This is a genomic window from Enterobacter chengduensis, assembly GCF_001984825.2.
GTDB classification, from domain to species: domain Bacteria; phylum Pseudomonadota; class Gammaproteobacteria; order Enterobacterales; family Enterobacteriaceae; genus Enterobacter; species Enterobacter chengduensis.
Genome location: NZ_CP043318.1, coordinates 4,021,567 through 4,043,055, shown reverse-complemented (window position 1 = coordinate 4,043,055; position 21,489 = coordinate 4,021,567). Strand labels below are relative to the sequence as shown.

Below are 21,489 nucleotides of genomic sequence, written 5' to 3'. Positions count from 1 at the left end.
TGTGGACTATCTGCCCTTATTTGCTGCGATAAAAGAGAAGCCGGTGCTGGTTGTTGGCACGGGTGAAATCGCCGATCGCAAAATCGCGTTTCTTCATCGCGCAGGGGCGCAGGTGCGGGTAGTTGCAGGAGCGGATTTTGACGAATCACAGATCGACAGCGTCGTGCTGGTGATTGCGGCGACCGAAGACCGCGAACTGAACCGGCGGATCTCCGACGCCGCTCAGGCCCGTTACCGCCTGGTGAACGTGGTGGACGATCAGCCTTTATGCTCGTTTATTTTCCCGTCGATCGTTGACCGTTCGCCGCTGCTGGTGGCGATCTCCTCCGGCGGTACCGCACCGGTGCTGGCGCGCGTGCTGCGGGAAAAAATCGAAGCGCTACTGCCGACCAGCCTCGGGCGCATGGCGGAGAAGGCCAGCTACTGGCGCAACCACCTGAAAACCCGCCTGACCAGCGTGACGGAACGCCGTCGCTTCTGGGAGCGCGTGTTTCGCGGCCGCTTTGCCAGCCTGATGCAGGCCGGCAATGAGACCGCGGCGCAGAAAATTCTCGAAGACGAACTGGATAACCCCGGCAGCACGGGCGGGGAAATCATTCTGGTGGGCGCGGGGCCTGGCGATGCCGGGCTCCTGACGCTGCGCGGCCTGCAGGTGCTGCAGGACGCGGACGTGGTGTTTTACGATCATCTGGTCACCGACGGCGTGCGCGAGCTGATCCGACGCGACGCGGAGCAAATCTGCGTCGGCAAGCGGGCGGGCGAGCACTCTGTGCCGCAGCACGACACCAACCGGATGCTGGTTGACGCCGCCAAAGCCGGTAAAACCGTGGTGCGCCTGAAGGGGGGCGATCCGTTTATTTTCGGTCGCGGCGGCGAAGAGCTGCAGGCGGCAGCCGAAGCGGGCGTACCGTTCCAGGTGGTGCCCGGCATTACGGCGGCCTCTGCGGTAACGGCCTATGCCGGTATCCCGCTCACCCACCGCGATTACGCCCAGAGCGTCACCTTTGTGACCGGCCACTACAAGGCCGACAGCACGCCGTTTGACTGGTCGCATCTCGCCCAGAGCCGCCAGACGCTGGCGATATACATGGGCACCATGAAGGCGGCAGACATCAGCGAACAGCTTATTCAGCACGGCCGCGAGGCGACGACGCCCGTTGCCGTTATTTCTCGCGGCACCCGCGTCGATCAGCACGTTGCGACGGGGACCCTGGAGCATCTTGCAACCCTGGCGAAAGACGCCCCGATGCCCGCCCTTATCGTGGTGGGTGAAGTGGTGCAGCTGCACAGCACGCTCGCCTGGTTTCAGCACACAACCGATGCAGAAGGCTTTGGCTCTTCTGTCGTAAATTTGGCTTAAGGAACGGTTATGGACCAAAAACGTCTTACACACCTGCGGCAGCTCGAAGCGGAGAGTATCCATATTATCCGCGAAGTGGCCGCCGAGTTTTCTAACCCGGTGATGATGTACTCCATCGGTAAAGATTCCAGCGTCATGCTGCATCTGGCGCGTAAAGCGTTTTATCCGGGTACGCTGCCGTTCCCGCTGCTGCACGTGGACACCGGCTGGAAATTCCGCGAAATGTACGAATTCCGCGACCGTACCGCGAAAGCCTACGGCTGCGAGCTGCTGGTGCATAAAAACCCGGAAGGGGTGGCGATGGGTATTAACCCGTTCGTGCACGGCAGCGCCAAGCACACCGATATCATGAAAACCGAAGGGCTGAAGCAGGCGCTGAATAAATACGGTTTTGACGCGGCCTTCGGCGGCGCGCGCCGTGACGAAGAGAAATCGCGTGCCAAGGAGCGTATCTACTCCTTCCGCGACCGCTTCCACCGCTGGGATCCGAAAAACCAGCGTCCGGAGCTGTGGCACAACTACAACGGCCAGATTAACAAGGGCGAAAGCATCCGCGTCTTCCCGCTCTCCAACTGGACCGAGCTGGATATCTGGCAGTACATCTATCTGGAAAACATCGAAATCGTTCCGCTGTACCTGGCCGCGGAGCGTCCGGTGCTGGAGCGCGACGGCATGCTGATGATGATCGACGACGATCGCATCGACCTGCAGCCGGGCGAAGTGATTAAAAAACAGATGGTGCGTTTCCGTACTCTCGGCTGCTGGCCGTTGACCGGCGCGGTGGAATCCAGCGCGCAGACGCTGCCGGAGATCATTGAAGAGATGCTGGTGTCCACCACCAGCGAGCGACAGGGGCGCGTGATTGACCGCGACCAGGCAGGCTCCATGGAGCTGAAGAAACGTCAGGGTTATTTCTAAGGAGCCGCCATGAACACCACTATTGCTGAACAAATTGCCAACGAAGGCGGCGTGGAAGCGTACCTGCACGCGCAACAACACAAAAGCCTGCTGCGTTTTCTGACCTGCGGCAGCGTGGATGACGGGAAAAGTACCCTGATTGGCCGCCTGCTGCACGATACGCGCCAGATTTACGAAGATCAGCTCTCTTCTCTGCACAACGACAGCAAGCGTCACGGTACCCAGGGTGAAAAGCTCGACCTGGCCCTGCTGGTGGACGGCCTGCAGGCGGAGCGCGAGCAGGGCATCACCATCGACGTGGCCTACCGCTACTTCTCCACCGAGAAGCGCAAATTTATTATCGCCGACACCCCGGGGCACGAGCAGTACACCCGTAACATGGCGACCGGCGCATCCACCTGCGACCTGGCGATCCTGCTGATGGACGCGCGTAAAGGCGTGCTGGATCAGACCCGTCGTCACAGCTTTATCTCGACGCTGCTGGGGATCAAACACCTGGTGGTGGCGGTCAACAAGATGGATCTGGTGAACTTCAGCGAAGAGACGTTCGAGGAGATCCGCCAGAGCTACCTGACCTTTGCCGAACAGCTGCCGGGCAACCTGGACATTCGCTTTGTGCCGCTCTCGGCGCTGGAAGGGGATAACGTCGCCTCCCAGAGCGCGAACATGCCGTGGTACAGCGGTCCGACGCTGCTGGAGGTGCTGGAAACCGTTGAGATTCAGCGCGTGGTCGACACTCAGCCGATGCGCTTCCCGGTGCAGTACGTGAATCGTCCAAACCTCGATTTCCGCGGCTTCTCGGGCACCCTCGCGTCAGGCTCCGTGAAGGTCGGCCAGCGCGTTAAGGTGCTGCCGTCCGGCGTGGAATCCACCATCGCGCGCATCGTCACCTTCGACGGTGACCTGCAGGAAGCGGGTGCCGGTGAAGCGGTTACGCTGGTGCTTAAAGACGAAATTGATATCAGTCGGGGCGACCTGCTGGTCGACGCGCAGGAAACGCTGGCGGCCGTGCAGGGTGCGTCCGTGGACGTGGTGTGGATGGCGGAACAGCCCCTGACCGCAGGCCAAAGCTACGACATCAAAATTGCGGGCAAGAAAACCCGCGCCCGCGTGGACGGCATTCAGTTCCAGGTGGACATCAACAACCTGACCCACCGTGACGTGAGCGAGCTCCCGCTGAACGGTATTGGTCTGGTCGATCTCACCTTCGACGAACCGCTGGTGCTGGACCCGTATCAGCAGAACCCGGTTACGGGCGGGCTGATTTTTATCGACCGTCTGACTAACGTTACCGTCGGCGCGGGGATGGTTCGTGAACCAAACGAGCAGGCGACCGTTGCTTCTGAATTCAGCGCCTTCGAGCTGGAGCTGAACGCGCTGGTGCGTAAACACTTCCCGCACTGGGGCGCGCGCGATCTGCTGGGAGGCAAATAATGGCCGCTCATGATGAGAACGTCGTCTGGCATCCTCATCCGGTCACCGTCGCGCAGCGCGAACAGCTCCACGGTCACCGTGGGGTGGTGCTGTGGTTTACCGGGCTGTCCGGCTCGGGTAAATCAACGGTGGCGGGCGCGCTGGAAGAGGCGTTGCATCAGCAGGGCGTAAGCACCTACCTGCTGGATGGCGACAACGTGCGTCACGGCCTGTGCAGCGATTTAGGGTTTAGCGACGACGACCGCAAAGAGAACATCCGTCGGGTGGGCGAAGTCGCCAGCCTGATGGCTGACGCCGGGCTGGTGGTGCTGACCGCGTTTATCTCTCCGCACCGCGCCGAGCGCCAGACGGTGCGCGAACGCGTGGGCCAGGATCGCTTTATCGAGGTGTTTGTCGATACGCCGCTGGAAATTTGTGAAGCGCGCGACCCGAAAGGGCTGTACAAAAAAGCGCGGGCCGGAGAACTGCGCAACTTCACCGGCATTGACGCGGTGTACGAAGCGCCTGAATCGCCTGAAATTCACCTGGAAGGTCAACAATTGGTAACAAATTTAGTAAGCCAATTATTAGACCTGCTCAGACGGGACGATATTATCAGATCCTGAGACGGTATCGTTCGGGAGCTGTCTTCCCGAACGATGAGTCACGGTCACAGGATTAGCTATGCGCAACAGTGAACATTACATCACCACCACCGGGTCGGAACCGCTCGCGACCGACGACGAAACGACCTGGTCATTTCCTGGGGCCATCATCGGGTTCGTCTCATGGTTGCTGGCGCTGGGCATTCCGTTTCTTATCTACGGCGGCAACACGCTGTTCTTCTTTCTCTACACCTGGCCTTTCTTTCTGGCGCTGATGCCCGTGGCGGTTGTCGTCGGCATTGCGCTTCATTCGCTGCTCAATGGTAAGATCCTGTACAGCACCGTGGTCACGATTGTGACGGTGGTTCTGATGTTTGGTCTGTTATTTTTGTGGCTCATGGGCTAACTTCAGCCATAATTCAAACCGTAACCAACTGTGTAACGATATTGTGCAGGACGATTCTGCGGAAAAAATGTGGTACATTTGCCCGCGATGTTGCGGCATCTCTGTTACCCCGGCGTAGTGCTCTGGGGAAGTCTTGGGATGATGATGCCGTTTTTCAGGGGGCAGGATGGGTAAACTAACGCTGCTGTTGCTGGCTTTGCTAATCTGGCTGCAATATTCGCTGTGGTTCGGTAAGAACGGACTGCACGACTACAGCCGGGTGAGCGATGACGTTGCGGCTCAGCAGGCAACAAACGCCAAACTTAAGGCGCGAAACGATCAACTCTTTGCTGAAATTGATGACCTCAATGGCGGGCAAGAGGCGATTGAGGAACGCGCACGCAATGAACTCAGTATGACTAAGCCGGGCGAAACCTTTTATCGTCTGGTACCGGATGCGTCTAAACGCAATCAGGGCTCAGCACAAAACAATCGATAATCAGGCCCAGGATTACGACATGGCAGTAACTTTTTCGGACGTATGCGCCGTGGTGCCAGCCGCAGGTTTTGGCCGGCGCATGCAGACAGAATGTCCCAAGCAATACCTCTCTATTGGCGATAAAACGATCCTCGAGCACGCCGTGGCCGCGCTGTTGGCGCACCCACGGGTGACGCGTGTGATCATCGCTATCAGCCCTGGCGATGCGCGGTTCGCGCAGCTACCGCTGGCAAATCATCCACAGATTACCGTCGTTGACGGTGGCGCCGAGCGCGCCGATTCCGTTTTGGCGGGCATCCAGGCTGCCGGAAACGCGCCCTGGGTACTGGTGCATGACGCGGCGCGTCCGTGCCTGCATCAGGACGACCTTGCGCGCCTGCTGGCGCTGAGCGAAACCAGCAAGGTTGGCGGGATTCTAGCCGCGCCGGTGCGCGACACCATGAAGCGTGCCGAGCCGGGCAAACAGGCTATTGCCCACACCGTCGATCGCGTCGATTTATGGCACGCGCTGACGCCCCAGTTTTTCCCCCGCGAACTACTCCACGACTGCTTAACGCGAGCGCTTAAAGAAGGTGCGACCATTACGGACGAAGCCTCTGCGCTGGAGTATTGCGGCTTCCACCCAACGCTTGTTGAAGGACGTGCTGATAATATTAAAGTGACGCGTCCGGAAGATTTACAGCTCGCGGAATTCTATCTTACCCGTTCGACCCATCAGGAGAAGGCATAATGCGAATTGGACACGGTTTTGATGTACACGCCTTTGGCGGAGAAGGCCCAATTATCATTGGCGGCGTGCGTATTCCTTATGAAAAGGGTCTGCTGGCGCATTCTGATGGCGACGTGGCGCTGCATGCGCTGACCGACGCCCTGCTTGGCGCGGCCGCGCTGGGGGATATCGGCAAGCTGTTCCCGGACACCGACCCGGCATTTAAAGGCGCAGACAGCCGCGAGCTGCTGCGCGAAGCGTGGCGCCGCATTCAGGCGAAAGGCTACACCCTCGGCAACGTCGACGTGACGATTATTGCCCAGGCGCCGAAAATGCTGCCGCACATTCCGCAGATGCGCGTGTTTATTGCAGAAGATCTGGGCTGCCATATGGACGACGTGAACGTCAAAGCGACAACGACCGAAAAGCTGGGCTTTACCGGGCGCGGCGAAGGGATTGCCTGTGAAGCCGTGGCGCTGCTGCTGAAGGCGAGCAAATGACGGACTTCGACAACCTGACGTACCTGCACGGCAAACCGCAGGGGAACGGCGTGCTGAAAGCCAGCCCTGAAGATTTCCTCGTGGTCGAGGACCTGGGCTTTGAGCCGGATGGCGAAGGCGAACATATCCTGGTGCGTATTCTGAAAAATGGCTGCAATACCCGCTTTGTGGCCGACGCGCTGGCAAAATTCCTCAAAATTCATGCCCGCGAAGTGAGCTTTGCCGGGCAAAAAGATAAACACGCCGTCACTGAACAGTGGCTCTGCGCGCGCGTTCCCGGCAATACGATGCCTGATTTAAGCAAATTTGAGCTTGAGGGCTGTAAGGTACTGGAGTTTGCCCGCCACAAGCGCAAGCTGCGACTGGGCGCGTTGAAAGGTAACGCGTTTACCCTCGTGCTGCGCGAAGTGACAAACCGTGACGACGTTGAAAAACGGCTAAACGCTATCAATGAACGCGGCGTGCCGAACTACTTTGGCGCACAGCGCTTTGGCATTGGCGGCAATAACCTGCAGGGCGCACTGCGCTGGGCGCAAAGCGATGCGCCGGTGCGGGACAGGAATAAACGCAGTTTTTGGTTGTCGGCGGCCCGCAGCGCGTTGTTTAATCAGATTGTGAGCGAAAGGCTGAAAAAACCGGACGCGAATCAAGTTGTTGTTGGCGATGCGCTACAATTAGCGGGACGCGGAAGCTGGTTTGTGGCAACGGCCGAAGAGATGGCCGATGTGCAGTCGCGCGTGGACGCAAAAGCGCTGATGATCACCGCCGCGTTGCCCGGTACGGGCGACTGGGGAACGCAGGGCGACGCCCTCGCCGCCGAGCAGTCAGCCGTAGCGGATGCGCCAGAACTGCAATCCTTGCTGGTGCGGGAAAAAGTCGACGCGGCACGCCGCGCGATGCTGCTCTACCCGCAGCAGCTAAGCTGGAACTGGTGGGATGACATAACCGTCGAGTTACGCTTCTGGCTGCCGGCAGGTAGCTTTGCCACCAGCGTTGTCAGGGAACTTATCAACACCTCGGGTGATTATGCGAATATTGCTGAGTAACGATGACGGGATCCACGCGCCGGGCATTCAGACCCTGGCAAAACACCTCCGTGAATTTGCGGATGTGCAGGTCGTGGCGCCCGATCGTAACCGCAGTGGAGCGTCTAACTCTCTGACGCTGGAGTCGTCGCTTCGCACCTTTACCTTTGAAAATGGCGATATTGCCGTGCAGATGGGTACGCCAACCGACTGCGTTTTTCTGGGCGTGAACGCGCTGATGCGACCGCGTCCGGATATCGTCGTCTCCGGCATTAACGCCGGGCCTAACCTGGGCGACGACGTGATTTATTCCGGTACCGTGGCGGCCGCAATGGAAGGTCGCCATCTGGGGTTCCCGGCGCTGGCGGTTTCATTAAACGGCCACACGCACTACGACACCGCCGCCGCGGTGACCTGTTCGATCCTGCGGGCGCTCGGCCGCGAGCCGCTGCGTACCGGGCGGATTCTCAATATCAACGTGCCGGATCTCCCGCTGGATGACATTAAAGGCATCCGCGTCACGCGGTGCGGCAGCCGTCATCCGGCCGATCAGGTGATCCCGCAGCAGGATCCTCGCGGCAACACGCTTTACTGGATCGGCCCTCCTGGCGATAAATGCGATGCGGGTCCGGATACCGACTTTGCCGCCGTGGATGAAGGCTATGTTTCGGTTACCCCGCTGCACGTAGATTTAACCGCGTATAGCGCGCATGATGTGGTGTCTGGCTGGCTGGAACGCGCAGGAGTGAACGCGCAATGGTAAGCAAACGTGTACAAACTCTTCTGGAACAACTTCGCGCACAGGGGATCCGCGACGAGCACGTGCTTGAAGCGCTTGCCCAGGTTCCGCGTGAGAAATTTGTAGACGAGGCGTTTGAGCACAAAGCGTGGGAAAACGTGGCGCTGCCTATTGGGCAAGGCCAGACGATTTCGCAGCCTTACATGGTGGCGCGCATGACCGAGCTGCTGGAGCTGACGCCCGACTCCCGCGTGCTGGAGATCGGCACCGGCTCGGGGTATCAAACCGCAATCCTGGCGCATCTGGTTCATCACGTCTGCTCCGTTGAGCGGATAAAAGGGTTACAGTGGCAGGCGCGTCGCCGCCTGAAACAACTGGATTTACATAATGTTTCGACACGACACGGTGATGGATGGCAGGGTTGGAAGGCTCGGGCCCCGTTTGACGCGATCATCGTGACGGCGGCCCCGCCTGAAATTCCAGCAGCCCTGTTGTCGCAGCTGGATGAAGGGGGCATTCTTGTTCTGCCCGTCGGAGATGAGCAGCAGCTTTTGAAGCGCGTTCGTCGGCGCGGCGGCGAGTTTATTATCGACACCGTGGAAGCCGTGCGCTTTGTGCCTCTGGTGAAGGGGGAGTTGGCCTGAGACTCGGATTTATCCAGGGTTATTAAGGCAAATTCAGCGTATGGTGTGGCGCGAAAGATTCGTGCCATCACGGTAAATTTTAAGTCACTGGTAGTTAACACATTCCTGGGGGATAAATGAGCGCGGGAAGCCCTAAATTCACCATCAGCCGTGTTGCGGCATTATCACTGGTTTCACTCTGGCTGGCAGGCTGTACAAGTTCTAACAACGCGCCTGCGCCGGTCAGTTCCGTCGGTGGAAACAGCGGCTCCGGTAACACGTCCAGCGGAATGTTAATCACGCCGCCGCCTAAAATGGGTACCGCTGCGCCGCAGCAAACACCACAGATTCAGCCTGTGCAACATCCTGTTACACAGCCAATGCAGGTTCAGCCAGTTGAACAACCTGTTCAGACCCAAAATGGCCGCATAGTCTATAACCGCCAGTATGGGAACATTCCGAAAGGCAGCTACACCGGCGGCAGCACCTATACCGTGAAACGCGGCGATACGCTGTTCTACATTGCGTGGATCACCGGGAACGATTTCCGCGACCTCGCACAGCGCAATAACGTCCAGGCCCCATACGGTCTGGAAGTCGGGCAAACGCTCCAGGTAGGCAACGCGACGGGCACGCCGCTGACGCCTGGCAACACCGTTTCAGCGGCCGACGTAACGGCTCAAAATAACAGCGTTAAGCCTGCACAAAAATCCACCACGGTGGTTGCTTCACAACCTGTAATTACGTATTCTGAGGACTCAGGTGATCAGACTGCTAACAAAATGTTGCCGAATAATAAAGGGACTGCGACTACTGTCACAGCACCGGTAACGGCACCTGTGGTTAGCTCTACTGAACCGACTGCCAGCAGTATGACCTCCAGTTCGCCAATCTCTGCATGGCGCTGGCCAACTGACGGCAAGGTTATCGAGAACTTCTCTTCCTCCGAAGGGGGAAATAAAGGGATCGATATCGCAGGGAGTAAAGGACAGGCTATCATCGCGACCGCAGACGGGCGCGTTGTGTATGCCGGTAACGCTCTGCGCGGTTACGGTAATCTTATTATCATCAAACATAACGATGATTACCTGAGTGCCTACGCCCATAACGACACAATGCTGGTCCGGGAACAACAAGAAGTTAAGGCGGGGCAAAAAATCGCTACCATGGGTAGCACCGGAACCAGTTCTACACGCTTGCATTTTGAAATTCGTTACAAGGGGAAATCCGTAAACCCGCTGCAGTACTTGCCGCAGCGATAATTTGACGGGGCATGCCAGCCGGGGTGTCTCGTTCAGGGATCACGGGTAGGAGCCACCTTATGAGTCAGAATACGCTGAAAGTTCATGATTTAAATGAAGACGCGGAATTTGATGAGAACGGAGTAGAGGCTTTTGACGAAAAAGCCTTAGTAGAAGAGGAACCCAGTGATAACGATTTGGCTGAAGAAGAGCTGTTATCGCAGGGCGCCACACAGCGTGTACTGGACGCGACTCAGCTTTACCTTGGGGAGATTGGTTACTCCCCACTGCTAACGGCCGAAGAAGAAGTCTATTTCGCACGTCGTGCTTTGCGTGGTGATGTTGCCTCGCGTCGTCGCATGATTGAAAGTAACCTGCGACTGGTCGTGAAAATTGCCCGCCGTTACGGCAATCGTGGTCTGGCCCTGCTGGACCTGATTGAAGAGGGTAACTTAGGCCTCATCCGCGCAGTTGAGAAGTTTGACCCGGAACGCGGGTTCCGTTTCTCAACCTACGCGACCTGGTGGATTCGTCAGACCATCGAACGGGCTATTATGAACCAGACCCGTACGATCCGCCTGCCGATCCACATCGTCAAAGAGTTGAACGTGTATCTGCGTACCGCGCGCGAGTTGTCCCATAAGCTGGACCACGAGCCAAGCGCAGAAGAAATTGCCGAACAACTCGATAAACCGGTTGATGACGTAAGCCGTATGCTGCGTCTCAACGAGCGCATTACCTCGGTTGACACACCGCTGGGTGGCGATTCCGAAAAAGCGCTGCTGGACATCCTGGCCGATGAAAAAGACAACGGTCCGGAAGACACCACGCAGGACGATGACATGAAGCAGAGCATCGTCAAATGGCTGTTCGAACTGAACGCCAAACAGCGTGAAGTGCTGGCACGTCGTTTCGGTTTACTGGGGTATGAAGCTGCGACACTGGAAGACGTCGGCCGTGAAATTGGCCTGACCCGTGAACGTGTTCGTCAGATTCAGGTTGAAGGTCTGCGCCGCCTGCGTGAAATCCTGCAGGGGCAAGGTCTGAATATCGAAGCGCTGTTCCGCGAATAAGCAACCTTTCGTCAAAAAAGGCCCGTCGTGAGACGGGCCTTTTTCTTTTGCGTTACGGCTGGGCCGTTTCGTGCAGTAGACGCCAAACTATCCGATCGCCTTCCTGACTGAGCACCGCGGTTGACCAGCGCACGTTGACGGGCAGCTCTGGCCGGGTTTGCGTCTCCCGGTAGTGAAGCACCGCGCCCCCCTCCCAGCGCTGGATCGTGGAGAGTTCATCAATGACGATCTTCAGTCCGGGACGGCTTCCGCGCTGGTTTTCCAGAAAGCTGGCCAGGCCGCTATAGTCGATATGAGCACCGCCCGGCGGGATCATCAGAAAATCTGGACCGAAGCGGGCGAGCAGGGCATCGGGGTCGCCTTCCCCTTTGCCTAACCACTCTTCAAGCGCAATGTGGAGGTCGATAATGTCGTGTTCGAAAGGCGTCATGCATTCTCCTGTCGCAGCTGGCTCAGCACCTGCGTATTGTTAAGACGAAAAGCATACAGTACAGGCAGCAAGGTCATGCCTGCGGCAAAAATAAACATCCCGTGCCATGCGGCGAGCGGCGTTAGCCAGGTCTGTGCCAGGTTCAGCGCCTGCGCCAGCAGCAGGGCTCCGCCAAAAAAGCTCAGCTGACGATTAAGGTTCCACAGCGCGCTGGCATCCGGCATCTCTTCCGGGCGCGTCGTCAGAAACGCGCTGCTCTGAGCCGTACTGCTGCACAGGCTTCCCCCCGCGCCCATCAGGGTAAACGCAACGGCAGGGAGCAGCGTAGCTGAACTGACGTTAACCAAAAGCAGAATACCCGTCGCCTGCAGCAGGCAGCCGAAGACGATCAGCGGCCGGGGGCCGATACGGTTAAAATAGCGTCCCGTTGCCGTGATGGCGACAAAAGATGCCACGGACCACGGCAGCATGAGCATCCCCGTCGCGGCCGGACTCATGTGCGCCACCTGCTGAAGATAAAACATCCCCGTAACGTTCACCCCAATAAACATGCCGGGTACGCAGATATAGACCAGCATAGAGAAGCGCAAAAGCGGGTTCGCAAGCAACGGCAGGTTTAGCAGTCTGGCCGTTTTCATCGCGGGCATTTCGTGTTTAAGCCACAGGCAGGCCAGCACAAAGGTCGCGACAGCAACCGGTAGCGTGGCGAAAAATATCCACCGCCAGCTTAGCGCCTGCACCAGCAGGCCCCCGATAGCAGGGGAGCAGGCGGGGGCAAGCAACGCGACCAGCATCACCGCCGAGGAGAGCTTGGCGCGCTCGTGAGGTTTAAACTGTTGCCAGGTCAGCGCCTGTCCTACGGGGATCAATAACCCACCTCCCACGCCCTGGAGTACGCGCCAGGCGATCAGACCTTCAAGCGTAGCAGACAGGCCCGCCGCCGCAGAGGCTGCGCTGAACAGAAAAAGCGAGAGCAGGATGACGCGCTTTGGTCCGATGCGGCGCGTGAGGATGCTGCTGAACGGGATCACCAGCGTCAGGCCGGCAATGTACCCGTTACTGACCCAGGCAAGCGCTGAAGGCGTGGTGTTAAAGGCGTGAGCCATTGCCGGGAAGGCGACGCTGGCAATAAACATGTTGATCAAATCAAGAAAAAAGCCCAGCAGATAAACAGCGGCGACTTTGCTGCGATACGTCATGGTGGATCCTCCGGTGAGGTGGCGTATCGTATCGATCCGGGAGGCACGGATAAACCTGGCAAAGCGCGATATACTGTCAAAAATATTTTGACAGTTAAAGGCGTAAGATGATTAACCTCCAGCGGGCGCAGATGTTTGTCGCGGTGGCCGATACCGGCAGTTTCACTGCCGCGGCCGAGGCTATGGGGCTGACGAAAGCCGTGGTCAGCTTCAATATTCGCCAGCTTGAAGATGAGCTGGGCGTTACGCTGCTGCTGCGCTCCACCCGTCGCCTGACGTTAACCGAGGCGGGCGCGCTTTTTCATCAGCGCAGCGTGGCGCTACTGAAGGACGCAGAACGGCTGCAGGATGATGTCCGCGCCAACCATGCGGGGCTCACCGGTGAACTGCGGATCACGACCACGCCCGAATATGGCGCACGGGTGGTGGTGCCGCTGCTGGCCGAGTTCAGCCAGCAGCATCCGGATCTTCGCGTGCGGCATGTTTCGTCATCCCTGCACGCGGACCTTATCTCGGAGCGCTTTGACGTGGCCATCCGGCTAGGGACGCTTGCCGATTCGCGCAACCACGCCGCGCTGATTTCGCACTTCTCGATTCTCCCGGTCGCGACGCCCGGGTGGCTCGCTAACCATCCTGTTGAAACGCTTGCGCAGCTGGCCCACGCGGACTGGATTATTCACGAGCGCCTGGCCTCGCCGCTGCGCTGGCAGGTGCAAGATGCCGGCGGTGCGCCGGAAACGCTGGAGATAAAAAAAGCGCCGCGCCTGTTTGCCGACAGCGCTCAGGCCCTGATGGCCTTTGCGATCGGAGGCGGTGGCGTGGCGTTACTGCCGGAATGGCTGGCGCGCGATGCGCTTGATGGGGGAAAACTGGTCCCGGTTTTACCGGAATATACCTTTGCGCGGCAGGGCATCTATGCGGTTTATCCCGATGCCCGGCATGTGTCAGCGAAAGTGCGCACCTTTATCGATTTTATGCGCACCAGGGTGAATTAATCGTGCATCATCTTTTTGATGAGCGCAGAGAACTGCTCCCGCTCGGCCTTGCTAAGACGGCCTAAAAACGCCTCATCCACCTCGTTGCCAACCGGTTGACAGCCTGCAAGCAGGGCTTCCCCTTCCGGCGTCAGGAAGACAAACCGGCGGCGCTTGTCGGCCGGATCGTGCTCGCGTTTGACCAGCCCGCGCGCCTCCATCCGGCTGAGCATCTCCGCCAGGGTCGCTTTGGTGCTGACCGCCACTTCGGTCAATGCCACCTGTTCAATGCCCGGATGCTCGGCAATGGAGCGCATAACCGCATACTGCGGCTTGGTCAGTTCCGGTAAGGCATGTTGCCACTGCGCGGTATGCTGTTGAAAAAGCTGACGTAACAGGTGGAACGCCTCTTGTCTTAGTTCCATGAACACTCCGACAGAAAAAATCTCTCCCTATGATAGCCGCTAACGCGCAGGATGATAACGCGGCTTTTTTTAGCCATTCGTGTGATCGTGTGCGAACGATCTTGTCAGAAAATCGATCCGGGAGTAGTTTATCTACAATGTTCGTACACGAACAAATTAATAGAGGTGATGAATGAGATTGATAGTCGGAATGACGGGGGCAACGGGTGCTCCGCTGGGCGTGGCGCTGCTGCAGGCGCTGCGGGAAATGCCGGAGGTGGAGACGCATCTGGTCATGTCTAAGTGGGCAAAAACCACCATCGAGCTGGAAACGCCCTACACCGCGCAGGACGTTGCCGCGCTGGCTGACGTTGTCCACAGCCCGGCCGATCAGGCCGCCACTATCTCCTCCGGCTCGTTTCGCACCGACGGCATGATCGTCATTCCCTGCAGCATGAAAACGCTGGCGGGGATCCGCGCGGGCTACGCCGAAGGGCTGGTGGGCCGTGCGGCGGATGTGGTCCTGAAAGAGGGGCGCAAGCTGGTGTTGGTTCCGCGCGAAACGCCGCTCAGCACCATTCATCTGGAGAACATGCTGGCGCTTTCCCGCATGGGCGTGGCGATGGTGCCGCCCATGCCTGCGTATTACAACCACCCGCAAACCGCCGATGACATTACCCAGCATATCGTGACCCGCGTGCTTGACCAGTTCGGTCTGGAGCATAAAAAAGCGCGCCGCTGGAACGGGCTGCGGGAGGCGAAACATTTTTCACAGGAGAATAAAGATGGCATTTGATGATTTGAGAAGCTTCCTGCAGGCGCTCGATGAGCAAGGGCAACTGCTGAAAATTGAGGAAGAGGTCAACGCCGAGCCGGATCTGGCGGCGGCAGCCAACGCTACCGGCCGCATTGGCGACGGCGCGCCCGCGCTGTGGTTCGACAATATTCGTGGCTTTACCGATGCCCGCGTGGTGATGAACACCATCGGCTCCTGGCAGAACCACGCCATTTCGATGGGGCTGCCTGCTAATACGCCGGTGAAAAAGCAGATCGACGAATTTATTCGCCGTTGGGATACATTTCCGATTGCACCGGAGCGCCGCGCCAATCCGGCCTGGGCGCAGAATACGGTCGACGGTGACGACATTAACCTGTTCGATATCCTGCCGCTTTTCCGTCTGAACGACGGCGACGGCGGGTTTTATCTTGATAAAGCGTGCGTCGTCTCGCGCGATCCGCTCGATCCGGAGAATTTCGGCAAGCAGAACGTCGGCATCTACCGTATGGAAGTGAAGGGCAAGCGCAAGCTTGGCCTGCAGCCTGTTCCGATGCACGATATCGCCCTGCACCTGCACAAAGCGGAAGAGCGCGGCGAGGATCTGCCGATTGCGATCACCCTCGGCAACGATCCGATCATCACCCTGATGGGCGCCACGCCGCTGAAGTACGATCAGTCCGAGTATGAAATGGCCGGCGCGCTGCGTGAAAGCCCGTACCCGATTGCCACCGCGCCGCTGACGGGTTTCGACGTGCCGTGGGGTTCAGAAGTGATCCTGGAAGGGGTGATTGAAGGCCGCAAGCGTGAAATCGAGGGGCCGTTCGGCGAGTTTACCGGACACTATTCCGGTGGCCGTAACATGACGGTTGTCCGCATCGACAAGGTTTCCTATCGCACCAAACCGATTTTCGAATCCCTTTATCTCGGCATGCCGTGGACCGAGATTGACTATCTGATGGGGCCAGCCACCTGCGTGCCGCTCTACCAGCAGCTGAAAGCGGAATTCCCGGAAGTGCAGGCGGTGAACGCGATGTACACCCACGGTCTGCTGGCAATTATCTCCACCAAAAAACGCTACGGCGGTTTTGCCCGCGCGGTCGGCTTGCGTGCCATGACCACGCCGCACGGTCTGGGCTACGTGAAGATGGTGATCGTAGTGGACGAGGATGTCGATCCGTTCAACCTCCCGCAGGTGATGTGGGCGCTGTCGTCGAAAGTGAACCCGGCAGGGGATCTGGTGCAGCTGCCGAACATGTCGGTGCTTGAACTCGACCCGGGATCCAGCCCGGCGGGCATTACCGACAAGCTGATTATCGATGCCACTACGCCCGTCGCGCCGGATACCCGGGGCCACTACAGCCAGCCGGTACAGGATCTGCCTGAAACCAAAGCCTGGGCTGAAAAGCTGACCGCGATGCTGGCAGCACGTCAATAAGGAGGAAAAGATGATTTGTCCACGTTGTGCCGATGAGCATATTGAAGTGATGGCGACGTCGCCGGTAAAAGGCGTCTGGACGGTTTACCAGTGCCAGCACTGTTTGTATACCTGGCGCGATACCGAACCGCTGCGCCGGACCAGCCGGGAGCATTACCCGGAAGCGTTCCGCATGACGCAGAAGGATATTGACGAGGCGCCGCAGGTGCCGACGATCCCGCCGCTGTTGTAAAAAATGCCCGGTAGATAATATCGTGCGCTTTGTTTTGCCGGGTGGCGGCTTCGCCTTACCCGGCCTACAAAACCCGTAGGCCCGGTAAGCGCAGCGCCACCGGGCAAAAGACCGCAGAGAACTAAACCAGGCTTTTCAACCGATAAATCCACTCCAGCGCCTGACGCGGCGTCAGGGAGTCCGGGTCGAGGTTTTCCAGCGCTTCCACCGCTGGCGACGTCTCTTCCGCAGGCACCAGCAGCGACATCTGCGTGCCATCAATCTGCGTCGCCGCCGCATTCGGTGACAGGCTTTCCAGCTCACGCAGTTTCTGACGCGCGCGCTTGATCACCTCTTTCGGCACGCCTGCCAGCGCCGCAACGGCCAGACCATAGCTCTTGCTCGCTGCGCCATCCTGCACCGTATGCATGAAGGCGATGGTATCGCCGTGCTCCAGCGCATCAAGGTGGACGTTTGCTACCCCCTCCATTTTCTCCGGCAGCTGCGTCAGCTCGAAGTAGTGGGTGGCGAACAGCGTCATGGCCTTGATTTTGTTCGCGAGGCTCTCCGCACACGCCCACGCCAGCGACAGGCCGTCGTAGGTTGACGTGCCGCGCCCGACTTCGTCCATCAGCACCAGGCTGTGCTCCGTCGCGTTATGCAGAATGTTTGCCGTTTCGGTCATTTCGACCATGAAGGTTGAGCGACCGCTCGCCAGATCGTCCGCCGCCCCGACGCGGGTAAAGATGCGGTCGATGGGGCCAATCTCCACGTTTTGCGCCGGAACGTAGCTGCCGATATACGCGAGCAGCGCAATCAGCGCCGTCTGTCGCATATAGGTACTCTTACCGCCCATGTTCGGACCGGTAATGATCAGCATTCTTCTCTGCGGCGACAGGCTCAGCGGGTTGGCGATGAACGGTTCGTTCAGCACCTGCTCGACCACCGGGTGACGACCTTCAGTGATGCGAATGCCCGGCTTGTCGGTAAAGGTCGGGCAGCTGTAGTTCAGGGTTTCCGCGCGTTCTGCCAGGTTCACCAGCACGTCCAGCTCCGCCAGCGCGCTGGCGCTCAGCTGCAGGTCGGCCAGGTGCGGCATCAGCATGTCGAACAGCTCGTCATAAAGCTGTTTTTCCAGCGCCAGCGCTTTGCCTTTCGAGGTAAGAACTTTGTCCTCGTACTCTTTCAGCTCGGGAATAATATAGCGTTCGGCGTTTTTCAGCGTCTGGCGACGCACGTAGTGAATCGGCGCCAGGTGGCTCTGCCCGCGGCTGATCTGAATATAGTAACCGTGTACCGCGTTATACCCCACTTTCAGGGTGTCGAGCCCAAGACGCTCGCGCTCGCGGATCTCCAGCTTATCAAGATAGTCCGTTGCGCCGTCGGCCAGCGCGCGCCACTCGTCCAGCTCCTCATTGTAGCCGGGGGCAATCACGCCGCCGTCGCGCACCAGAACCGGAGGCGCATCGATGATGGCGCGCTCCAGCAGTTCGCGAAGTTCGGCGAATTCGCCCATGGTTTCACGGAGTTTCTGTACCGGCGCGCTTTCAACGCCGCTCAGCTGCGCACGCAGCTCCGGCAGCTGCTGGAAAGCATGGCGCATCCGCGCGAGGTCGCGTGGGCGCGCCGTGCGCAGCGCCAGACGGGCAAGGATACGCTCCAGATCGCCCACCTGACGCAGAACCGGCTGCAGTTCGGTATAGCGATCCTGCAACGCCGCAATTGTCTGCTGACGGCAAACCAGCGTACCGGTATCGCGAATCGGCATATGCAGCCAGCGTTTCAGCATGCGGCTGCCCATTGGCGTCACCGTACTGTCGAGGACCGACGCGAGCGTATTTTCGACGCCGCCCGCCAGGTTCTGCGTAATCTCCAGGTTACGGCGCGTGGCGGCATCCATGATGATGCTGTCCTGCTGGCGCTCCATGGTGATAGAGCGGATATGCGGCAGGGCGGTGCGCTGGGTATCTTTCACGTACTGAAGGAGACAGCCTGCCGCACACAGCCCGAGCGGCGCATTTTCGACGCCAAAACCGATCAGGTCGCGGGTGCCAAACTGCAGATTTAGCTGCTGGCGCGCGGTATCAATTTCGAATTCCCACAGCGGGCGGCGGCGTAAGCCACGACGGCCTTCAATCAGCGCCATTTCGGCGAAATCTTCGGCATAGAGCAGCTCGGCCGGGTTGGTGCGCTGCAATTCGGCCGCCATCGTTTCCCGGTCAGCCGGTTCACTCAAGCGAAAACGCCCGGAGCTGATGTCCAGCGTGGCGTAGCCAAACCCTTTGCCGTCCTGCCACAGCGCGGCCAGCAGGTTATCCTGGCGCTCCTGAAGCAGGGCTTCATCACTGATGGTGCCCGGCGTGACGATGCGCACGACTTTGCGTTCCACCGGGCCTTTTGAGGTCGCCGGATCGCCGATCTGCTCGCAAATGGCGACGGACTCACCCTGATTCACCAGTTTCGCCAGGTAGTTCTCCACCGCGTGGTGCGGAATACCTGCCATGGGAATGGGTTCCCCTGCCGATGCGCCACGTTTGGTCAGGGAGATGTCGAGCAGCTGCGATGCACGCCTGGCATCGTCATAGAACAGCTCGTAAAAATCGCCCATACGGTAAAACAGCAGGATCTCAGGATGCTGTGCTTTCAGCTTCAGATACTGCTGCATCATTGGCGTATGGTCAGATAGATCCTTGTCAATAGACTCATTCATATTGATTTTACTCGTTTTTTAAGTCTTTTAGGTACTCAGGTGACCCCATGTGAAACCCTTTAAAACCCATGTGAATCGTTAAATTTGTATACCAGAAGTATTCTAGCTACTATCTGGTATACACACTTGAACTGCTGGTATACATCGATGAAAATGACACTCAATCAGTCGATTATAATCAATAAGTTATCTATCGACGTCAAACCAGGTCTCGATCAAGATGGGCGAGTAGTGTACTTACCCAACATAGATAGAAAACCTTATCTTATCACTGACAGCCATCGTGATTCACCAGTCGGTTTCGGTGTCAAAATCAGTGCAACGAAAAAGACCTATATCGTTCAGCGACGAGTGTCTTCTCCCGGCAATCGCCCAAAGACAGGGGGGAAATCTCCATCGGAGGTTATCAGGTCTACAATTGGCAATGTCTCTGATTTCGCTAACATCGATCAAGCCCGCGAGGTTGCTCGCAATTTAGTTCAAACCATGAAGTTGACCAAAAGGAACCCTAACAATATAAAACGGGAGTCCGATGCTTCTGAGCTCACTATCAGTGAAGTGTTTGCTCAATATCGTCAACACCTTCTTGGCAGGTCTAAACCAGCTAAACCCAACACACTTAATGTCCTGAACAAAGCAGAAAACAGGCTTTCTGAATGGTCAGGGCTTCGAGTGAAGGATTTAACCGGTAATGAAATTCTTAGTAAGTTTGATGAAATCGCAATTAGAGCAAGAACCGCTGCTGAACAAACCTTCCGTTGGGCCAATGTTGCTGTCAGACATGCAATCGAAATTGAAGCCAGCAATGCCCAGACCCAGCAACGACAACCCTCCTTGTCCTACAATCCATTCTCTATCTTGAAAGTTCAGAAGAAGTTTAGGACTCGTTCTGAGCTTGAGGATAGCTATCGTGCGAAAGGTGTTCGAAACCCACTTTCTCCGAAAGATACACTTGGTCGGTTCTTGACTGCATTACACAATAAGAGAAGCTTCAACCGCCTTGGGTGCGATTATCTGCTACTCACCATTCTCTTAGGTGCTCGTAAGGAAGAAACAGCATCTTTATGTTGGAGGGAAGCCCTCACCAATGAAGAAGCAAAAACGACAAGCTATGTTGACCTGAGTAACAGAACTATCCGTTTTTACGACACTAAGAATCGAAACGATCACGAGCTTCCGATTTGTGATGCCGTCAAAAGAATTTTGGAAGATAGAAGAGACATAGTAAACGATACGGTAACCCGGAAGGACAAACAGAAGTGGGTTTTCCCGGCCCGTTCTTCTCGAAGTAAAGTTGGTCACTATTCCGATAGCAAAAGTCTAAGGGAATATATCTGCCAAGAGGCGGGAATCCTGAAGCTTGGTATGCACGATCTACGAAGGACATTTGGTAGGGTTGCTGAAGAACTTGTTTCATATGCCGTCGTTAAGAGACTGCTCAATCACAGAAATACAACAGATCCAACAGAAAGGTATGCAGAACCTGATCAAGAACGGATTTTTGAAGCATTACAAAGGATTGAGTTGCATATGCTTATGACTGCTCCTAAATTATACAATGTGTTACTTGCTTCGGCTAAGTATCCTCCATTACCTGAAACGAGGGAGTGAAGATGAGTGTGGTGGAAGTTTTGCGGGAGTATTCAGAGGTATGGAAACTATTTGGTCAAATGCCTGATTCTGCCACTGTAAATAGTGAGCTTGCTTCTGCCTTTCTTGGCATAAGCATCAAAACCCTTGCCCGATATAGACAAAATGGGGGAGGACCACCTTATATCCAATACCAAGCAGAAGATACGAAAGCGAGAAATCAGCGGGTTCTCTATGTATTAGGTGATCTGCGAGTTTGGAGAGATATCCATAAAGTAAGTAGTTCAATGCATGGTGCTCAGGTTCGTGGTTTGGCTTTTACATCATTGACCGATTTTATAGAAGAACAACCTTTTATTGTTAAAAATAAAATCATCCAAAAAAGGAAAATAAAAAGGTTAGGAGTTAGAGATTCAGATACTGAGATATACGATGATGTCATCTTAGGGCATATCCTCTGTGTGGAAGAAACAGTTTTAACAAGCCAAATATCTAATAACGACTTGCAAGTTATTTGGATTTCAATTGAAGAAGCTTTGAAAAAACATTGGGAACATAACGATAATAAAAATATATTTTTAGAATGTTTTAAGCAGTGCTCACAAGAAATCATTACAAATGCAGAAGTAATTAGTGATTATAATTTTTTAAAACAGCAATTGAGGTGA

At 56.9% G+C, this 21,489-nt stretch carries 23 protein-coding genes; 19 read left to right on the top strand and 4 right to left on the bottom strand.

Annotated elements, in window-relative coordinates; genetic code table 11:
* The first annotated feature begins 10 nt into the window (after window positions 1-10).
* From cysG to rpoS, 13 genes are all read left to right on the top strand, one after another.
* Entirely contained in the window at window positions 11-1,360 is a 1,350-nt protein-coding gene (gene cysG, locus FY206_RS19560; RefSeq protein WP_167513863.1) for a siroheme synthase CysG, read from the top strand.
* 9 nt (window positions 1,361-1,369) lie between these two features.
* Window positions 1,370-2,278, top strand: a complete 909-nt coding sequence (gene cysD / locus FY206_RS19555) for a sulfate adenylyltransferase subunit CysD (protein ID WP_006811770.1) — start codon at window positions 1,370-1,372, stop codon at window positions 2,276-2,278.
* A gap of 9 nt (window positions 2,279-2,287) precedes the next feature.
* A complete protein-coding gene (gene cysN, locus FY206_RS19550; RefSeq protein WP_032643099.1) occupies window positions 2,288-3,712 on the top strand; it encodes a sulfate adenylyltransferase subunit CysN in 1,425 nt (474 codons plus the stop codon).
* Window positions 3,712-4,317, top strand: a complete 606-nt coding sequence (cysC, locus tag FY206_RS19545; RefSeq protein ID WP_032643097.1) for an adenylyl-sulfate kinase — start codon at window positions 3,712-3,714, stop codon at window positions 4,315-4,317. Before cysN ends, cysC begins: the two co-directional genes overlap by 1 nt.
* A 58-nt stretch (window positions 4,318-4,375) precedes the next feature.
* The gene (locus FY206_RS19540) at window positions 4,376-4,702 is read left to right on the top strand and encodes a DUF3561 family protein (protein ID WP_032643095.1); all 327 of its coding nucleotides are present in this window, start codon (window positions 4,376-4,378) and stop codon (window positions 4,700-4,702) included.
* A gap of 166 nt (window positions 4,703-4,868) precedes the next feature.
* A complete protein-coding gene (gene ftsB / locus FY206_RS19535; protein WP_008499609.1) occupies window positions 4,869-5,180 on the top strand; it encodes a cell division protein FtsB in 312 nt (103 codons plus the stop codon).
* Between the two features lie 19 nt (window positions 5,181-5,199).
* A complete protein-coding gene (gene ispD / locus FY206_RS19530; protein WP_032643093.1) occupies window positions 5,200-5,910 on the top strand; it encodes a 2-C-methyl-D-erythritol 4-phosphate cytidylyltransferase in 711 nt (236 codons plus the stop codon).
* Window positions 5,910-6,389 (top strand): 2-C-methyl-D-erythritol 2,4-cyclodiphosphate synthase, encoded by a 480-nt coding sequence (gene ispF / locus FY206_RS19525; protein ID WP_029741541.1) that lies wholly within the window; start codon window positions 5,910-5,912, stop codon window positions 6,387-6,389. Before ispD ends, ispF begins: the two co-directional genes overlap by 1 nt.
* On the top strand, window positions 6,386-7,435 hold the full coding sequence (gene truD / locus FY206_RS19520; RefSeq protein ID WP_032643091.1) for a tRNA pseudouridine(13) synthase TruD: 1,050 nt from the start codon (window positions 6,386-6,388) through the stop codon (window positions 7,433-7,435). The genes ispF and truD overlap by 4 nt, the downstream gene beginning before the upstream one ends.
* The gene (surE, locus tag FY206_RS19515; RefSeq protein WP_032643089.1) at window positions 7,416-8,177 is read left to right on the top strand and encodes a 5'/3'-nucleotidase SurE; all 762 of its coding nucleotides are present in this window, start codon (window positions 7,416-7,418) and stop codon (window positions 8,175-8,177) included. Before truD ends, surE begins: the two co-directional genes overlap by 20 nt.
* Entirely contained in the window at window positions 8,171-8,797 is a 627-nt protein-coding gene (locus FY206_RS19510; RefSeq protein ID WP_032643087.1) for a protein-L-isoaspartate(D-aspartate) O-methyltransferase, read from the top strand. Before surE ends, FY206_RS19510 begins: the two co-directional genes overlap by 7 nt.
* Window positions 8,798-8,913: 116 nt before the next feature.
* Window positions 8,914-10,038: a murein hydrolase activator NlpD gene (nlpD, locus tag FY206_RS19505; RefSeq protein WP_032643085.1), complete on the top strand. Its 1,125-nt coding sequence runs from the start codon at window positions 8,914-8,916 to the stop codon at window positions 10,036-10,038.
* Window positions 10,039-10,097: 59 nt separating this feature from the next.
* Complete coding sequence (gene rpoS / locus FY206_RS19500) at window positions 10,098-11,090, top strand: RNA polymerase sigma factor RpoS (protein WP_008499600.1); 993 nt, start codon at window positions 10,098-10,100, stop codon at window positions 11,088-11,090.
* A 52-nt stretch (window positions 11,091-11,142) separates the two neighbouring features.
* Here the strand turns inward: rpoS and FY206_RS19495 are convergent, their stop codons facing one another.
* On the bottom strand, window positions 11,143-11,520 hold the full coding sequence (locus FY206_RS19495) for a DUF4440 domain-containing protein (RefSeq protein ID WP_032643084.1): 378 nt from the start codon (window positions 11,518-11,520) through the stop codon (window positions 11,143-11,145).
* Window positions 11,517-12,719 (bottom strand): MFS transporter, encoded by a 1,203-nt coding sequence (locus FY206_RS19490; protein ID WP_032643082.1) that lies wholly within the window; start codon window positions 12,717-12,719, stop codon window positions 11,517-11,519. Before FY206_RS19490 ends, FY206_RS19495 begins: the two co-directional genes overlap by 4 nt.
* 107 nt (window positions 12,720-12,826) lie before the next feature.
* Between FY206_RS19490 and FY206_RS19485 the strand changes: the two genes are divergently transcribed.
* Window positions 12,827-13,714: a LysR family transcriptional regulator gene (locus FY206_RS19485; RefSeq protein ID WP_032643079.1), complete on the top strand. Its 888-nt coding sequence runs from the start codon at window positions 12,827-12,829 to the stop codon at window positions 13,712-13,714.
* On the opposite strand, the gene FY206_RS19480 is transcribed toward FY206_RS19485, so the two are convergent.
* Entirely contained in the window at window positions 13,711-14,118 is a 408-nt protein-coding gene (locus FY206_RS19480; protein ID WP_032643077.1) for a MarR family winged helix-turn-helix transcriptional regulator, read from the bottom strand. The genes FY206_RS19485 and FY206_RS19480 overlap by 4 nt on opposite strands.
* A gap of 172 nt (window positions 14,119-14,290) precedes the next feature.
* Between FY206_RS19480 and FY206_RS19475 the strand changes: the two genes are divergently transcribed.
* From FY206_RS19475 to FY206_RS19465, 3 genes are read left to right on the top strand one after another with little or no spacing between them, the layout of a single operon-like run.
* Window positions 14,291-14,893, top strand: a complete 603-nt coding sequence (locus FY206_RS19475) for a non-oxidative hydroxyarylic acid decarboxylases subunit B (RefSeq protein ID WP_008499595.1) — start codon at window positions 14,291-14,293, stop codon at window positions 14,891-14,893.
* The gene (locus FY206_RS19470) at window positions 14,883-16,310 is read left to right on the top strand and encodes a non-oxidative hydroxyarylic acid decarboxylases subunit C (protein ID WP_032643075.1); all 1,428 of its coding nucleotides are present in this window, start codon (window positions 14,883-14,885) and stop codon (window positions 16,308-16,310) included. The genes FY206_RS19475 and FY206_RS19470 overlap by 11 nt, the downstream gene beginning before the upstream one ends.
* Before the next feature lie 10 nt (window positions 16,311-16,320).
* Entirely contained in the window at window positions 16,321-16,542 is a 222-nt protein-coding gene (locus FY206_RS19465; protein WP_003862116.1) for a non-oxidative hydroxyarylic acid decarboxylases subunit D, read from the top strand.
* A gap of 121 nt (window positions 16,543-16,663) precedes the next feature.
* Here FY206_RS19465 and mutS read toward each other — a convergent pair whose 3' ends face one another.
* The gene (gene mutS / locus FY206_RS19455; RefSeq protein ID WP_032643073.1) at window positions 16,664-19,231 is read right to left on the bottom strand and encodes a DNA mismatch repair protein MutS; all 2,568 of its coding nucleotides are present in this window, start codon (window positions 19,229-19,231) and stop codon (window positions 16,664-16,666) included.
* A 147-nt stretch (window positions 19,232-19,378) separates the two neighbouring features.
* On the opposite strand from mutS, the gene FY206_RS19450 reads away from it, so the two are divergent.
* Together FY206_RS19450 and FY206_RS19445 are read left to right on the top strand one after the other, a co-directional pair.
* Window positions 19,379-20,842, top strand: coding sequence for a tyrosine-type recombinase/integrase (locus FY206_RS19450; protein ID WP_077064202.1), 1,464 nt, complete (start codon window positions 19,379-19,381; stop codon window positions 20,840-20,842).
* 2 nt (window positions 20,843-20,844) lie between these two features.
* Window positions 20,845-21,489: a hypothetical protein gene (locus tag FY206_RS19445; protein WP_077064203.1), complete on the top strand. Its 645-nt coding sequence runs from the start codon at window positions 20,845-20,847 to the stop codon at window positions 21,487-21,489.

Excerpts from the sequence above, each read along its gene's own strand:
- cysD (WP_006811770.1), top strand. The coding sequence starts at position 1,370 with ATGGACCAAAAACGTCTTACACACCTGCGGCAGCTCGAAGCGGAGAGT.
- cysN (WP_032643099.1), top strand. The coding sequence starts at position 2,288 with ATGAACACCACTATTGCTGAACAAATTGCCAACGAAGGCGGCGTGGAA.
- cysC (WP_032643097.1), top strand. The coding sequence starts at position 3,712 with ATGGCCGCTCATGATGAGAACGTCGTCTGGCATCCTCATCCGGTCACC.
- FY206_RS19540 (WP_032643095.1), top strand. The coding sequence starts at position 4,376 with ATGCGCAACAGTGAACATTACATCACCACCACCGGGTCGGAACCGCTC.
- ftsB (WP_008499609.1), top strand. The coding sequence starts at position 4,869 with ATGGGTAAACTAACGCTGCTGTTGCTGGCTTTGCTAATCTGGCTGCAA.
- ispD (WP_032643093.1), top strand. The coding sequence starts at position 5,200 with ATGGCAGTAACTTTTTCGGACGTATGCGCCGTGGTGCCAGCCGCAGGT.
- ispF (WP_029741541.1), top strand. The coding sequence starts at position 5,910 with ATGCGAATTGGACACGGTTTTGATGTACACGCCTTTGGCGGAGAAGGC.
- truD (WP_032643091.1), top strand. The coding sequence starts at position 6,386 with ATGACGGACTTCGACAACCTGACGTACCTGCACGGCAAACCGCAGGGG.
- surE (WP_032643089.1), top strand. The coding sequence starts at position 7,416 with ATGCGAATATTGCTGAGTAACGATGACGGGATCCACGCGCCGGGCATT.
- FY206_RS19510 (WP_032643087.1), top strand. The coding sequence starts at position 8,171 with ATGGTAAGCAAACGTGTACAAACTCTTCTGGAACAACTTCGCGCACAG.
- nlpD (WP_032643085.1), top strand. The coding sequence starts at position 8,914 with ATGAGCGCGGGAAGCCCTAAATTCACCATCAGCCGTGTTGCGGCATTA.
- rpoS (WP_008499600.1), top strand. The coding sequence starts at position 10,098 with ATGAGTCAGAATACGCTGAAAGTTCATGATTTAAATGAAGACGCGGAA.
- FY206_RS19495 (WP_032643084.1), bottom strand. The coding sequence starts at position 11,520 with ATGACGCCTTTCGAACACGACATTATCGACCTCCACATTGCGCTTGAA.
- FY206_RS19490 (WP_032643082.1), bottom strand. The coding sequence starts at position 12,719 with ATGACGTATCGCAGCAAAGTCGCCGCTGTTTATCTGCTGGGCTTTTTT.
- FY206_RS19485 (WP_032643079.1), top strand. The coding sequence starts at position 12,827 with ATGATTAACCTCCAGCGGGCGCAGATGTTTGTCGCGGTGGCCGATACC.
- FY206_RS19480 (WP_032643077.1), bottom strand. The coding sequence starts at position 14,118 with ATGGAACTAAGACAAGAGGCGTTCCACCTGTTACGTCAGCTTTTTCAA.
- FY206_RS19475 (WP_008499595.1), top strand. The coding sequence starts at position 14,291 with ATGAGATTGATAGTCGGAATGACGGGGGCAACGGGTGCTCCGCTGGGC.
- FY206_RS19470 (WP_032643075.1), top strand. The coding sequence starts at position 14,883 with ATGGCATTTGATGATTTGAGAAGCTTCCTGCAGGCGCTCGATGAGCAA.
- FY206_RS19465 (WP_003862116.1), top strand. The coding sequence starts at position 16,321 with ATGATTTGTCCACGTTGTGCCGATGAGCATATTGAAGTGATGGCGACG.
- mutS (WP_032643073.1), bottom strand. The coding sequence starts at position 19,231 with ATGAATGAGTCTATTGACAAGGATCTATCTGACCATACGCCAATGATG.
- FY206_RS19450 (WP_077064202.1), top strand. The coding sequence starts at position 19,379 with ATGAAAATGACACTCAATCAGTCGATTATAATCAATAAGTTATCTATC.
- FY206_RS19445 (WP_077064203.1), top strand. The coding sequence starts at position 20,845 with ATGAGTGTGGTGGAAGTTTTGCGGGAGTATTCAGAGGTATGGAAACTA.